The following is a 14037-nucleotide window of genomic DNA, read 5'->3' as shown; positions in this document are numbered from 1 at the left end:
GGCCCGGTCATGGCCGTGCCCCATCACATCCCCCGGGCCCGCGGGTGTCGCCGCCGGCCGGGGCGCCCTTCCGTGGCAGACTCGGCTCGTCCCCGTGGGAGGTCACCGTGGGAGGTCACCGTGTTCCACCGCCCCGTCCTCGTACGCGGAAGAACCGCCGCCCTGGCCGTCGTCGGCCTGGTCCTCGCCCTCACCGCCGGAACCACCCGTGCGGCTCCCGCTCCGCGGACGGCTCCCGGGCCGCGGGTGACCACGGTCGCCTCCGCCCCCGGCAGCGCGACGGCCTTGACCGGGTACGCGATCCAGTCGACGGCGAAGGTCACGGACCCGGTGGCCGCCGTTTCCAGCCCCGGCTATCCGGCGACCGGCTGGTATCCGGCGGGCGCCCGCTCCACCGTCCTCGCGGCGCTGCTGGCCGCCGGCGTGCACCCCGACCCCTTCTACTCCACCCATCAGAAGCTCATCCCGGCCGCGGACTTCACCGTGCCCTGGTGGTACCGGTCCGACTTCGTCAGCACCGGCACGACGTCTCGTACGTACCTGGACTTCAGCGGGGTGATCTCCGCCGCCGACGTCTTCGTCAACGGTCACCAGATCGCCACCGCGGGCACGGTCGCCGGCGCGTACACCAGGCACGAGCTCGATGTCACCGGCCTGATCAAGGAGGGCACCAATACGGTCGCCTTCCGGATCCAGCCCAACGATCCGCGCAAGCACCTCACGATGGGCTGGCTCGACTGGCTGCAACCGCCCCCCCGACAAGAACATGGGCATCGTCCGTGACGTCGTGGTGCGGCGCGGCGGGCCGGTCGCCCTGCGCGACGCGCACGTGGTGACCGCCCTGGCCATGCCCTCGATGTCCTCGGCCGACCTGACCGTCAAGGCGCGGGTGCGCAACGACTCCTCGGCCACGGTCACCACGACGGTGTCCGGCACCGCTGGTCCGGCCGCCGTCAGCCGGAGTGTGACGCTGGCCCCCCACGAGACCAAGACCGTGGTCTTCTCGCCCGCCGACCACCCGGCGCTCCGGCTGAGCGCGCCCCGCGTGTGGTGGCCCGCCGCGATGGGTGAGCAGCCGCTGTACGGTCTCGATCTGACCGCGACGGTGGACGGCACGCCCTCCGACACCGCTCACGAGTCCTTCGGCATCCGTGAGGTGCGGGCACCGCTGAACGCCGACGGCGCCCGGCAGTACCACGTCAACGGCCGCCCGCTCCTGATCAAGGGCGGGGGCTGGTCCCCGGACGAGTTCCTGCGCTGGGACCGCACCTACGTCGAGGACCGCCTGAAGTACGCCCTTGACCTGGGCCTGAACACCCTGCGGCTGGAAGGGCACATCGAGCCCGACGAGTTCTTCGATCTCGCCGACCGGTACGGGATCCTGACGCTTCCCGGCTGGGAGTGCTGCGACAAGTGGGAGGGAGAGGTCAACGGATCCGGCAGCGGTGAGAGATGGGACGCCGACGACCACTCCGTCGCCGCGGCGTCGATGGCCGCCGAGGCGGCCCGGCTGCGCCACCATCCCAGCGTGATCTCCTTCCTGATCGGCAGTGACGCCGCACCGAACGAGGAGATCGAGCGGGAGTACCTCGACGCGCTGGAGGACGCCGACTGGCCGACCCCGGTGGTCCCCGCGGCCTCCGACGCCTCCGCACCGGTCACCGGACGCTCCGGGATGAGGATGACCGGTCCGTACGACTGGGTCCCGCCCGGCTACTGGTACGCCAAACGCGAAGGCGGTGCCACCGGCTTCAACTCCGAGACCAGCGCCGGACCGGATGTCCCGACCCTCGACACGCTGCGCCGCATGATGTCCCCGGCCGAGCTGGAGACGCTGTGGAAGGACCCGTCCGCCGCCCAGTACCACCGCTCCCCCTCGGCCACCTTCGCGACCCTGCGGCTGTACGGCGCGGCGCTGGCGGGCCGTTACGGTCACCCGGCCGGCCTGGAGGACTACGTGCGCAAGGCGCAGCTCGCCCAGTACGAGAACGTGCGCGCACAGTTCGAGGCGTACGGCCGCAACGCCAAGGACGCCTCCGCACCGTCGACCGGCGTCATCTACTGGATGTTCAACAGCGGCTGGACCTCCCTGCACTGGCAGTTGCTGGACCGGTATCTCGACCAGGGCGGGGCCTACTTCGGCGCGAAGAAGGCGAACGAGCCGCTGCACATCCAGTACGGGTACGACGACCGCTCGGTGTCGGTCGTCAACAACCGGACGTCCGCGGCCTCCGGGCTGACGGCCCGGGTGACGCTCTTCAATACCGACGGCACCCAGACGTACGACCGGACGGCTGCCGGCCTGAGCGTGGCGGGCGGTGGCGCGAGCAGCACCGCGCTGACCGTCCCCGCGTCGGTCACGGGTCTGTCCACCACCTACCTGGCCCGGCTGCTGCTCACCGACGGCGCGGGGCGCGAGGTGAGCCGCAACGTGTACTGGCTCTCAACGAAGGCGGACGTGCTCGACTACGGGCACACCGACTGGCACCACACGCCCACCACTGCGTACGCCGATCTCACCGGCCTGAATGCGATGGGCCGGGCGGGCGTCACCTCCACGGCCGCGACGACGGCGGACGGTTCGGGGGTGTCCACGACCACGGTGACCTTGCGCCACGCGGGCTCGGGGAAGGCCCCGGCCCTGCTCACCGACGTCCACCTGGTGGGAGCGACGGGCGAGCCCGTCCTGCCCGTCCGGTGGAGCGACAACCAGATCACCCTGTGGCCGGGTGAGTCGGCCACGCTGACGGCCACCTACCGGACCGGCGACCTGCACGGCTCCGCGCCACGGCTGCGGATCTCCGGGTGGAACACGCCGACGGTGACGGCCCCGGCCGCATAGTCCGGCCGAGCACCGGCCGGAGGACGGCGGGCCACCCAGGGGGTGGCCCCCGGTCGCGCGCCGCTTCAGAGGCTGCGCCGCGACCTGCCCGCTCTGCTGACGGGGCCGCTCCTCACACGCGGATCGCGATCTTTCCGCGTACGTGGCCACCCCTCAGGCGCCTTACCGCGTCGGGGACTTCGGCCAGGGAGTAGGTACGGTCGACGACCGGGGTGAGCGAGCCGGTCTCGATGAACTCCCCGAGGACGCGCAGGTCCTCGGGGCGCGGGACGCAGGCGAGTCCCCGCAGCCGGTGCCGAACGAAGAGCGACAGCAGCAGGGCCCGCAGCTGCCGGTCGTTGCCGCCGATCCAGCGCCCGTCGGTCTCCCCGCCGACGATCACCAGGCACCCGCGCGGGGTCAGGATCCGGCGGAGCCGGCCCAGCGGACGGCTGCCCGCGATGTCGAGGACGAGGTCGTACCGGTGGACGCCGTCGGTGGGGTCCTCGCGGACGTAGTCGACGACCTCGTCGGCGCCGAGGGAGCGGACCAGGTCCGCCTTGGAACCGCTGCAGACCCCGGTGACGTGGGCGGCCCCGAGCGCCTTGGCCAGTTGCACGGCGTACGTCCCCACCCCGCCCGAGGCTCCGATCACCAGGACCCGGTGGCCGGGCTCCAGCCGGCCGGCCCGCAGGGCCTGGAGGGCAGTGCTCCCGGAGATCGTGACGACGGCCGCCTGTTCGGGCGTGAGCCGGGCCGGCCGGGGAGCCAGCTCGTCCTCCTTGGCGCACGCGAACTCGGCGAAGGAGCCGGTGCAGGTTCCGTACACCTCGTCGCCCGGCCGGAAGCGGGCGACGCCCGGTCCGACCGCCTCCACGCGGCCCGCGACGTCCATGCCGCGGACACGCTGTTTGGGCGCCCGCAGGCCGAAGCCCGCCGCGCGGATCGCGTAGGGCAGGCCCGCCATCAGGTGCCAGACGCCCTGGTCGACGCCGGCCGCGTGCACGCGCAGGAGCACCTCGCCGCGGCCGGGCACGGGCCGGTCGATCTCTTCGAGGCGAAGGACGTCGGGCGATCCGTAGACGTCCTGGACGATGGCTCTCATGGGGTGTCTCCCTCGGTGCCGGTCTTGTCCGAGCCGGCGGTCTGGGCTGCGGGATACTGGAAGACGCTGTCGAGCGGGACGCCGAAGACCTGGGCGATCTGGAAGGCCATTTCCAGCGACGGCGAGTAGCGGCCCTGTTCGATGGCGATGACCGTCTGGCGGCTCACGCCGATACGGCGGGCGAGTTCGGCCTGGGTCATCTCGCCGTGGGCGAAGCGCTGGGCCCGGATCGTGTTGGTGACCCTCGTCGCCTTCACCACGGGTGGAAACCGAACCGGTAGGAAATGATCTTGACCGTCGAGCCGAGCACCGACGACAGGACGAAGGCGAGGTAGATCGCGTTGGCGATCCAGAACGGTGCCGCCTCGACCATCGCCAGGACCAGACCGGCGACCCCGCCGATCACCACGAACGACTGACCCACGTACTCACCGAAGCGGTGGATCTCCCGGTCGCGCTGGTCCTTGAGGTTCGCCTCCTCCCGCGGCGAGAACGCGGCGATGGCGATGTGGGCGGCGGTCGACACGGCGACCGACAGGCCGACCGACCACAACAGGGCTTCCACGTAAGGCGCTTCGGTCAGCATCACTCCCGCGGGACGCCCCAGCACGACGCACAGGTACACCGCGTACGACCCGAGCGCTGTCACCAGCATGCTCCAGGCACGTTTCTCCTCGACTGCCACTCCCGCTCCCCATGTCAAGAAAACCAGACACTCGGAGTGTCAAGCAGTAACGACATGGTGTCAAGCATTCTTTACCTGTCAGGCCAGACCACGCCGCTCTTCCGAGCAGCGGGGCGCGGGAGCAAGCGGGGCGGGCGGCCACCGGCGACGGAAAAGGCGATTAGACCTCGGGAAGGGAAGGGTCGGGCGTCCAGGGAGAGGGTGCGCTGATGGACCAGCGTTCGTGGTCGCGCCAGGCCCCGTCGATGAAGAGATAGGCGGGCGACAGGCCCTCGTAACGAAAGCCCAGGCGCTGGACCAAGGCCAACGACGCCTTGTTCGCCGGCTGAACGTTCGCCTCCATCCGGTGGAGCCGCAGGTCGTGGAAGGCGTGCCGCAGGGCGACGGTGAGCCCTTCGGTCATGTAACCCCTCCCCGCGGACGGGGCGAACGCCGCATAGCCGAGGGACGCGCCCTGGTAGCGGCCCCGGATGATCGAGTTGATGTTGACCGTGCCGGCAGCTGCACCGGTCTCCCGGACGCGGATGACGAAGCCCAGGTTGGTGCCGTCGCCGAAGCGGCGCATCCAGGCCTGGAACTCCTCCCCGTTCGCGGGCAGCTGCATCCACGGCGCATGCAGTTCGGCGCTGGCCGTGACGAGCGAGCAGAACTCGTCCTGGTCGGCGAGGGTGAGCGGGCACAGTTCGACGCGTGACGGCATACGGGACATGGGCCAATGCTAGGGCTGCATCTCCGAACAGACGATCATGCGAAGGATCTCTCAGTGCACGGCGACCGGTGAGGAGCCGCCCGGTACCACGAGGTGGGGCGCGCCCGTGCCGTCCGCCGGGACCGACCAGATGTCGCTCGCCCGTCCGTCGCGTCCGGGCAGGGCGTAGGCGACGGTGGAATCATCGAGCCAGGCAGCCTGGTCGTCGACGCTGTGCGGCTCGGACAGGGGGTGCTCGCGCATCGTCGCCAGGTCGAGGACGTACAGGCGCCAGGGCGCCGCGGGGTCCTGCGAGACCTTCTTCTTGAAGGCGATCCGGGTGTCGTCCGGCGACAGGGACGGACATTCGACGTTCTCGCGCACCGCAGTCGCCGTCCAGTTGCGCAGGTCGCCCACGACGAGGTGGGTGCGGCCCTTGGTCGAGACGGTGGCGTAGAAGCGGTTGTCGTCCCGGGCGAAGGTCACGCCCCAGTAGTTGACGTCGGGGGCGTGGTGGCGGGCGCCGTCCAGGGTCAGCGGGATCTCCTCCATGGACTTGATCAGATAGCCGGTGTTCAGGTCCAGGATCGACGTCCGCGTGGAGAAGGCGGAGGTCGCGTAGGAGTCGCCCGTCGCGAACGTCGTCCACGACAGCAGCCGCCCGGAGGCGGAGACACGGGCCCGGTTGGGGATGCCGGGTACGGTCGTGCGCCGGACCTCGCGCAGCCGCCGGTCGAGCACGAGGGCCTGGGTGCGCGCCGGGATTCCGGGCAGGCTGCGCAGGCACAGGGCACGGTCCCCCGCCGCGTAGAACCGGTCGCAGGCGGGGCCGCCGGGCACGCGCGGTCCTTCGGGACTGCCGGACGCGCGGGTGACGAGCCCGGTGGCCGGGTCCCGGAAGTAGAGCCCGGGTTCGTCAAGGCTGAACGAGCCTTCCGTGTGTGTCTGTTGAGTCGGCCGGTCGCGATGCCGGGCATGCAGTACGTAGCCCAGCGAACCCCCGGCCAGAAGGACCACGGCGGCCACGACGAGAGCGAGGCGGAGCTGCTGCGGGCGGGCCTTCACGGTGCCTCCTGGGCGGCGCGGACGGGGGTCGGGGCGGGCAGGATGCGCCAGGCGGCCGTGAGCGCCCCGGCCAGCGCGAGCGCCGCCGTCCACAGGGCGGGCCCCTGCCCCCAGACGGTCCAGGCGGCCCCGAAGCCGGCCGCGCCGAGGAGCCTGGCCAGGGCCTGGCCGGTCTGCAGTACCGCGAGACCGCTCGCCCGGCCGCGCGGGGGCAGCAGGGGGCCGGCGAGTGCCATCAGGACGCCGTCCGTGCAGGCGTAGAAGATGCCGAGGAGTACCAGGACGGCCACGACGGACGGCCAGGCGGGGGGCATGAGCAGCACGGCGTACGCGCAGAGCAGGGCGGCGTGCCCGAGCAGGAAGGGCATCCGCCGCCCGGTCCGGTCCGCGAGCCGGCCCGCCGGGACCGCGAGCAGCAGGTACCCGGCCGCGGCGCCGAGCGGCAGCAGCGGGAACAGGCTGGGCGAGAGGTCGAGACCGCGCTGGAGCAAGAGGTAGAGGAAGGCGTCGCCAATGGTGGCGGCGCCGAGCACCGACGCGGCGTACAGGACACGGCGGAAGGCGGGGTCCCTCAGTGCCGTTCGCCGGAGCGGCGGCACGGCGACGGCCGGCCGGTGCACGGATGGGGGTGGGGGTGGGGGTGGGGCGGCGAACGTGGCGGCGGCGGTCGTGGCGGCGGACGGGACGTACAGGACGAGCAGGAGTACGCCGAGCAGTCCGGTGCAGAAACTGACGGCGAACACCGCGTCGTAGGCGTCGGCGGTCGCCCACAGCACGGCGAACGCGGCGAGCGGGCCGAGGAGTGCGCCCGTGGTGTCCATGGCGCGGTGCACGCCGAAGGCCCGGCCGAGCGTCTCCGGCGGGCCGCTGAGCGAGATCAGGGCGTCGCGCGGGGCGGTGCGGATGCCCTTGCCGAGCCGGTCCGCGGCGAGCGAGGCGGCGATCCCGGCGGTGGCGCCGCCGGCGAGGAGCAGCCCGAGCCGGGAGAGCGCCGAGAGCAGGTAGCCGGCCCCGGCGACCCGCTTGTGCCGGCTTCCGCGGTCGGCGAGCCGGCCGCCGAGGAGGCGTACGAGCGCGGTCGCCCCGTTGAACATGCCGTCCAGGAAGCCGAACTGGAGAGGTGAGAGGCCGAGGCCCAGGACGAGGTAGAGCGGCAGCACCGCCGTGACCATCTCGGAGGAGACGTCGGTGACGAGGCTGACCGCGCCGAGCGCGAGGACGGTGGCGGGGACGCGCCGCCGGGCCCCTGGGGTGCGGGGCGGCGCGTCCGGGCGGCCGGTGCTGGCCAGGTACATCAGTGGCAGCTGTACTTCGGGCTCGTGTCCTTGACCTGTCCGTCGCTGCCGACGTAGGTCCAGCCGTAGCCGGAGTCGGTGAACTCCAGCTTCAGCACGCCGTACTGGCCGCTGATCCGCTTCTGGCTGTTGGGCTGGACGTCCTCGATCGGGTAGGGCTCGGCGCCGCCCATGCCTCCGACGACCTCCACGATCCCGCCCGCGGTCGCCTTGCCGTCGGGGTCCTGCGGGGCGAAGCGCTCGTAGTGGTGGTCGTGCCCGTTCAGGACCAGGTCGGCCTTCGCGCCGTACAGGATCTTCCACACCGGTTTCGAGACCGGGTCGTTGCCGTGGCCGCCCGACGAGTACAGCGGGTGGTGCCAGTACGCGGCTATGCACTGCTTGCCGTTGGCGGCGAGGTCGGCCTTGAGCCAGTCGATCTGGGCGGCCTGGTCGAAGGAGTTGGAGTCGAGGGCGATGAAGTGCCAGTTGCCCTCGTCGAAGCTGTAGTAGCTCTTGCCCTGCGGGAAGGCGATGCTCCCGAAGTAGCCCTTGTACCCGGCGAGGGAGCCGGCCGGGTCGTACGTCTCGTGGTTGCCCGGGACCGGGTGGGTCTTCGCCTTGAAGGCGCCCCAGCTCTTGTCGTAGTAGGCGCGGTAGTCCGCGAGCCGGGCGTCGTCGTACTGGTTGTCGCCCATTGTCAGATAGAACTTCGGATCGATCTGCCGGGCGAGCGCGGCGGTCTTCGGGTGCGCGCAGCCGCTGTCGGAGGCCGTGCACTGGGCGGCGATGTCACCGGCGGCGACCACCGTGAAGGCGCCGGCGGGGGGCGGCCCGCCGTCGACGGTGCCGTACACCTCGGCCTCGAAGAGCGAGTAGCCGTACGCCGTGCCCCGCGCGGTGCCGTAGACGCGCAGGTACCTGCCCTTGCCGGACAGCCCGGTCCAGTCGTCGGTGCCGCCGTTTCCGGCGCTCTCCTGGGCTATCGGGGTCCACGTCGCCCCGTCCGCCGACACCTCGACGCGGTACGCCTTGGCGTAGGCGGCCTCCCAGCTCAGTCTGACCCGGGAGATGGTGGCGGCGGCGCCGAGGTCGACCCGGATCCACTGCGGGTCCTTGCCCTCGGCGCTGGCCCAGCGGGTCGCGGCGGAGCCGTCGAAGGCGTTCTTGGCGCCGAGCGAGGAGCTCTCGGCGGAGGAGGCGGTGGCGGGCTTTCCCCGCGAGATGAGCGGGTCGGCGGCGGCTCCGGCCCGGCCGGGCCAGGCGAGCAGGAGCCCGCCGACGAGCGCGAGCGCGGTGGCGAGGATGAGGAGGGAGGTCTGAAGTGGGTTGCGGAACAAGGGGGTTCGAGCTAAGGCATTCAGGCGCATACCTGGACTCCCTGGCCTTGGGGACGGCGAGAGCTGGACACCGGTGCGGGACGCCGCCCCCGGCCGGGGGCGGGCAGGGGGCAGCATCACGGCGGCCGGGGCAGAGCTCTCACTGAGCGCGTCATGCCCGTGCTGGGGCACCGCGCCAAGCCGCCGACGGGGAGCGTAGCGGATAGGAAGGTTTCCTACCAGTGCTGTAACCGGACCACCGAGGAGGGGAGTTGCCGCACGCTCCCGCCACACCCGCCACTCGTGCGCGGCCCCGGCGGACGGACCGGCCCTGCCCGCCCGGGCCGCGCGGCGGGCCCGAAGTGTGGGGCCGAAGTGTGAGGCCGGGCGGTGGGTGCGATGCTCGGCAGTACGCGGCCGGATGCCCGGCCGTACCCAGCCACCCGAGCCCCGGGGGTGTCCCGTGCCGAAGCCGAAGCCTCCGCCGGGCTCGCACCCGCCGGCCGGGCCCCTCACACCACCGCCGCCCGCCGAACGGCGGCGGACCGGCCTGGTCGTGGCCCTGAGCGTGCTCGGAACCCTGTGCCTGCTGCTCCTGGCGGGGGTGCTCACGGGCATCGGCGGCAAGGCCGACGGCCCGAAGGACGAGGAGAGTCCCCCGCCCGGCACGCCGCGAGCCTCCCCGGACCGGAGCACCGCCGCGCGGGAGGCCTCCCACGACGCGGGCCCCACCGGCGACGCGAAGATCACCTCGTGCGCGGTCGACCCCGCGACCCGGTGGCCGGCGGCCGGGCTGACCGTCACCAACGGCGGCGACCGGACCACCACCTACCTCGTCGAGGTCGAGTTCGTCGGTCCCGACGGCGTGCGCCTCGCGGAGGCGGCCGCCGTCAGCAGCAACCTGGCCCCCGGCCGACGCGCGAAGGTGACCGCGACGGCCCTCGCGCAGGCCTCGGACACGGTCGTCTGCAAGGTGACGAAGGTGACCCGGCTGCCCGGCTCGTAGCGAGGACGAGCGGACCGGGCTGGGCGGCCACGGCCGCAGCCACAGCCACAGCCACAGCCACAGCCACAGCCACAGCCACAGCCACAGCCACAGCCACAGCATCGCCCGCCCGGTGGGTTCACGGACGCGCCAGCAGCACCTCCAGCGCCTCGGCCGTGGCCGGGTGGAGCCCCACCAGGACCGCGCCCCGAGGGCCCGACTCCGGCGTCTGCCAGATCCCGTCGCAGCCCAGCAGGCTCGCGACCGCGTCGCAGGTCGCCGGATGGGCGGCGAGCAGCGCGCAACCCTGACGGTCGCCGTCCGCCTGCCGCCAGGCGGACACGGCCTCCGGCTCCGGCTGCGCCCGCCACGGCGCCACCCACTCGTCCAGCGCTGCGAGACGGCCGGGGAAGATCCGCCCGGCTTCGCGGATCAGCAGCGGGGCCAGTTCGGCACCGTCCGCCCGCAGGGTGGAGATCAGGGTCGGCAGCCACGGCAGGAGGACCTGGTCCGGCAGTCGTGCGAACGCGTTCGACACGGCCTCGACGACGAAGTCGGTGAGGCCGGGGACCGGCTCCAGGGCGTGCAGGAAGCCGCTGAGATAGCGCGGATAGGCGGGCACCACCATGGGGTTGCCCAGCAGTTCGTCGCAGCGCGCGCGCAGGTCCGCCCGCGAGAGGTTCCCCAGCTGCACCTGAGCCGCCCACAGCAGCGCCGTCTTCGACGGGTCCCGCGGATGCGACTGGGCGACCGCCAGCTCGAGCTGGGTGCGGTCGCACCCCAGCGACAGCGCCAGGCTCTCCATGCCGAACAGGAAGCCCAGCGTCGCGGCCACGTGGCGCACCGTCGCGTCGTCATCGGTGAACGCCGTCGGCAGCAGGGTGCAGTAGTGCGCGTATCCGGTCTTGGCGAAGGACTCGATCCAGGGCGGCAGCACCGGTTCGCTGGTGCGGTAGTACGCCAGCAGGCGCCGTACGCGGCGCAGCACTTCGGGCGCGCCGTCGACTCCGCGTTCGGCCGACAGCACCTCCAGCGCGCGTGCGCCCAGCTCGTCGGCGAGGCGGCGGCTGCGCAGGTACAGCGTCGCGTCCTCGACGGTCTCCAGGACCGTCGCCGCGGTGGCCTGCGGGGCGTACGCGGCGCGGCGCAGGCGCTGCTCCAGGACCTGCTCGATGCTCACGCCCTCGTACCCGAGCTCGATGAGCGCACGCTGGTGGGTGCCCAGCGCGAGGTCCCACGACTCCTGGATCGACCGCTCCCCCAGGCTCCGTTCGCCCATGATCGGCCGCGCTGTGCCGTGCGGCATCAGGTACCGCAGCATCCACAGCACGTCGGAGCACTGCTCCAGCTCCGGCCGCCCCGCGATGTCCAGCAACGCCCGCTGCACTCCACGCTGCTGGAGCTTCAGGTTCAGGGGCGCGAGCCGGTCGTGCACGTCGCGGGCCAGCGGCGGCAGTGCGTCGTAGCCGACCTGGCCGATCCGGTCGCCGCCCATCATGATCTCGACGAGGCGGCGCACGTCGCGCCGGCCGGGCACGCTGTCCTTCTCGATGCAGGTGACCGCCGCGTCCTGGAAGTCGTACGGCGTGGGCCTGGCCCGGTCGCGCATCCGGGCCAGCAGGATCGACGTCTCGAACACCGCGATGGCGTCGGCGGTCGAGGCGAGGTAGCCGTTGCGGCGCGCGGCCTGCACGATCTCGACGGACCAGCCGAGCAGTTCGGCCTCGTCCAGCCGGTCCAGGACGGGGGGTAGGCGCAGGAAGCCGGTCAGCTTGTCGGAGGACGCCACGGCAGGTGAGGACGCCACGGCAGGTGCGGGAGCCGCGGCGGCCGCGGTCTTCCTGGCCTTCGGCCGCTTCGCGCCCGCCTGTCCCGCCAGGCGGTACGGCTCCACGCGCGTGCGCTTCAGGTTCTTGGCCCAGACGGTCGCGGCGATCGACACCGAACCGGCCGCGAGGCCGAACTGCGCCTCGATGGCCGCGTGGCTCGACGGGATCAGGCCGTGCAGCCACTTGGTGGCGCTGCGCGGGCTGATCTCGTAGGTGTCGGCGCCCTGGACGCCGAACTCCTCGACGCGGCTGGCCGCGTGGAAGGCACCGCAGACGTACAGGCAGTCCGCGGGGTCGGTACCGGTGGCGGCCAGGTGCTGGCGCATCCTGGTCCACATGTAGCGCTCGCGGTCCTCGTCCACGCGCACCCGCCCCGGGTCGCCGGGTGCGAGGCGCCGGAAGAGGCTGCCGATCAGGAGCATGACCTGGCGGTACGTGTCGTGGTCGCTGTCCCCGAGGGGCAGTTCGACGTACTGGTGCCACCACTCCGACCAGTGCCGCACCCTGCCGTGACGCAGCAGGTGTTCCTCCAGCTCCGCGAAGCGGGGCCGCAGGTCGCCGATCTCCACTCCGACCGCGTCGCCGTGCAGCGCCGCCTCTTCGTCGGCGGGCGGCGCGTCGGGATCGGCGCACTCGCCGTCGTGGCGCGTCCCGCGTGCGTCCCACTGGAAGACGTGGTCCGAGGAACGGTCGACGAGGACGAGTTCGACGCCCGGCGTGTCCAGTGCGTAGGCGATCGCCTGGTACTCGGCCGAGGCCTCGGTGATCGGCGCGACCACCGACAGCGGGGCCCACTCGGCCGGGAAGCCGTCGATCTCGGTCGCGAACGCCTGGACCGCCACGGGGAGCCTGCAGTTGCGCAGTTCGGTCAGGAGCGGCGCCATGTCCTCGCACAGCTCCAGGTACACGACCTTCGGCTGCTTCTCCCGCAGGCGGCGCGCCATCGCGGTCGCCGAGGCCGGCGAGTGGTGGCAGACGGGGAAGATCTCCAGTGGCTCGCGCACCGCGCGGTCGACGTCGTCGACGATGCCGAGGAGGATGCCCTCCAGGGCGCCGGGACCGTCAGCGAACTTCGCCGCGGCCTCTTGGAGCTGCCCGCGCAGCGCGTCGAAGGTCCCCTCGTGCGTGCTGCTCACGACAGGGTGGCGATCGCGTCGCGGCCGCCCTCCAGGAACTCCGGCCAGGAGCCGCCCTCTTCCTTGCTGCGCGGCTCGACGACGCCGTGCAGGTACTTGTTGAGGATCGCCAGGTCCTCGGGCTCGCGCCGGGCCAGCGACCCCACGAGCGAGGAGGCCAGCGCGCGGGCGGTCAGGGCGCGTTCGCCGAAGAAGTCGCTGTGCAGGATCGCGTCCTCCAGCACGCCGATCTGTTCGGCGGTGGACAGCGCGGACTCCAGCTTCTCGTCGTCGCTGCCGGCCGCTGCCGCCGAGGCGCGCAGGTCGGCGAAGCTCTGCAGGAGGACGTCGAGCAGCGACGGCGGCACGTCCAGTTCGAGCTGGTGGCGGCGGAGCAGTTCCTCGGTGCGGAAGCGGACGATCTCCGCCTCGCTCTTCTTGTTCGTCACCACCGGGATGCGGACGAAGTTGAAGCGGCGCTTGAGCGCCGAGGACAGGTCGTTGACGCCCCGGTCGCGGCTGTTGGCGGTCGCGATGATCGAGAAGCCCGGCTTGGCGAAGACGATGCCGTCACTGTCCAGTTCCGGGACGGAGATGTACTTCTCGGAAAGGATCGAGATCAGCGCGTCCTGGACGTCGCTGGTGGAGCGGGTGAGTTCCTCGAAACGGCCGATCGTGCCGGTCTCCATCGCGGTCATGATCGGCGAGGGGATCATCGACTCCCGTGACTGGCCCTTGGCGATGACCATGGACACGTTCCATGAGTACTTGATGTGGTCCTCGGTGGTGCCGGCCGTGCCCTGGACCACCAGCGTGGAGTTGCGGGAGATCGCGGCGGACAGCAACTCGGCCAGCCAGCTCTTGCCGGTGCCGGGGTCGCCGATGAGCAGCAGACCTCGGTCGGAGGCCAGGGTGACGATGGAGCGCTCGACGAAACTACGGTCGCCGAACCACTTCTGCGAGATCTCCCGGTCCAGGCCGTCGGAGCGCTCGGAGCCCAGGATGAACAGGCGGACCATCTTCGGGGACAGGCGCCAGGAGAAGGGCTTGGGGCTGTCGTCGATCGACTCCAGCCAGTCCAGCTCCTCGGCGAACTTGATTTCGGCGGGGGCGCGCAACATGTCGGTCATGGCAAGGCCTTTCTTGTCTGT

Annotated in this window: 10 protein-coding genes and 1 pseudogene; 2 read left to right on the top strand and 9 right to left on the bottom strand. The window is 72.0% G+C overall.

The window, feature by feature from the left end; all coding sequences use genetic code 11:
* The first annotated feature begins 120 nt into the window (after positions 1 to 120).
* A pseudogene (locus tag ACFCZ1_RS08610) lies at positions 121 to 2842 on the top strand (exo-beta-D-glucosaminidase).
* Between the two features lie 112 nt (positions 2843 to 2954).
* Here the strand turns inward: ACFCZ1_RS08610 and ACFCZ1_RS08605 are convergent.
* The 7 genes from ACFCZ1_RS08605 to ACFCZ1_RS08575 form a co-directional block, all read right to left on the bottom strand.
* Positions 2955 to 3926 carry an NAD(P)-dependent alcohol dehydrogenase gene (locus ACFCZ1_RS08605; protein ID WP_376677643.1) on the bottom strand — a complete coding sequence of 324 codons (972 nt, stop codon included), beginning with the start codon at positions 3924 to 3926 and terminating at the stop codon, positions 2955 to 2957.
* Entirely contained in the window at positions 3923 to 4183 is a 261-nt protein-coding gene (locus ACFCZ1_RS08600; protein ID WP_376677642.1) for a helix-turn-helix transcriptional regulator, read from the bottom strand. The genes ACFCZ1_RS08605 and ACFCZ1_RS08600 overlap by 4 nt, the downstream gene beginning before the upstream one ends.
* Positions 4180 to 4611: a hypothetical protein gene (locus ACFCZ1_RS08595; RefSeq protein WP_376677641.1), complete on the bottom strand. Its 432-nt coding sequence runs from the start codon at positions 4609 to 4611 to the stop codon at positions 4180 to 4182. The genes ACFCZ1_RS08600 and ACFCZ1_RS08595 overlap by 4 nt, the downstream gene beginning before the upstream one ends.
* Positions 4612 to 4771: 160 nt before the next feature.
* Positions 4772 to 5320, bottom strand: coding sequence for a GNAT family N-acetyltransferase (locus tag ACFCZ1_RS08590; RefSeq protein WP_376677640.1), 549 nt, complete (start codon positions 5318 to 5320; stop codon positions 4772 to 4774).
* Positions 5321 to 5371: 51 nt separating this feature from the next.
* Positions 5372 to 6364 carry a TolB family protein gene (locus tag ACFCZ1_RS08585; RefSeq protein WP_376677639.1) on the bottom strand — a complete coding sequence of 331 codons (993 nt, stop codon included), beginning with the start codon at positions 6362 to 6364 and terminating at the stop codon, positions 5372 to 5374.
* The gene (locus ACFCZ1_RS08580; protein WP_376677638.1) at positions 6361 to 7659 is read right to left on the bottom strand and encodes an MFS transporter; all 1299 of its coding nucleotides are present in this window, start codon (positions 7657 to 7659) and stop codon (positions 6361 to 6363) included. The genes ACFCZ1_RS08585 and ACFCZ1_RS08580 overlap by 4 nt, the downstream gene beginning before the upstream one ends.
* Positions 7659 to 8978, bottom strand: a complete 1320-nt coding sequence (locus ACFCZ1_RS08575; protein WP_376677637.1) for a discoidin domain-containing protein — start codon at positions 8976 to 8978, stop codon at positions 7659 to 7661. Before ACFCZ1_RS08575 ends, ACFCZ1_RS08580 begins: the two co-directional genes overlap by 1 nt.
* A 442-nt stretch (positions 8979 to 9420) precedes the next feature.
* Between ACFCZ1_RS08575 and ACFCZ1_RS08570 the strand changes: the two genes are divergently transcribed.
* On the top strand, positions 9421 to 9963 hold the full coding sequence (locus ACFCZ1_RS08570) for an FxLYD domain-containing protein (protein ID WP_376677636.1): 543 nt from the start codon (positions 9421 to 9423) through the stop codon (positions 9961 to 9963).
* A 118-nt stretch (positions 9964 to 10081) separates the two neighbouring features.
* Here ACFCZ1_RS08570 and ACFCZ1_RS08565 read toward each other — a convergent pair whose 3' ends face one another.
* Together ACFCZ1_RS08565 and ACFCZ1_RS08560 are read right to left on the bottom strand one after the other, a co-directional pair.
* The gene (locus ACFCZ1_RS08565) at positions 10082 to 12907 is read right to left on the bottom strand and encodes a hypothetical protein (protein ID WP_376677635.1); all 2826 of its coding nucleotides are present in this window, start codon (positions 12905 to 12907) and stop codon (positions 10082 to 10084) included.
* On the bottom strand, positions 12904 to 14016 hold the full coding sequence (locus ACFCZ1_RS08560; protein ID WP_376677634.1) for an AAA family ATPase: 1113 nt from the start codon (positions 14014 to 14016) through the stop codon (positions 12904 to 12906). The genes ACFCZ1_RS08565 and ACFCZ1_RS08560 overlap by 4 nt, the downstream gene beginning before the upstream one ends.
* Positions 14017 to 14037: the final 21 nt, after the last annotated feature.

This window comes from Streptomyces sp. NPDC056224, assembly GCF_042267665.1.
Lineage (GTDB): Bacteria > Actinomycetota > Actinomycetes > Streptomycetales > Streptomycetaceae > Streptomyces.
Note: the sequence above shows the minus strand (reverse complement) of the source record. Positions and strands in the feature narration are given on the sequence as shown.

Excerpts from the sequence above, each read along its gene's own strand:
- ACFCZ1_RS08580 (WP_376677638.1), bottom strand. The coding sequence starts at position 7,659 with ATGTACCTGGCCAGCACCGGCCGCCCGGACGCGCCGCCCCGCACCCCA.
- ACFCZ1_RS08560 (WP_376677634.1), bottom strand. The coding sequence starts at position 14,016 with ATGACCGACATGTTGCGCGCCCCCGCCGAAATCAAGTTCGCCGAGGAG.
- ACFCZ1_RS08590 (WP_376677640.1), bottom strand. The coding sequence starts at position 5,320 with ATGTCCCGTATGCCGTCACGCGTCGAACTGTGCCCGCTCACCCTCGCC.
- ACFCZ1_RS08605 (WP_376677643.1), bottom strand. The coding sequence starts at position 3,926 with ATGAGAGCCATCGTCCAGGACGTCTACGGATCGCCCGACGTCCTTCGC.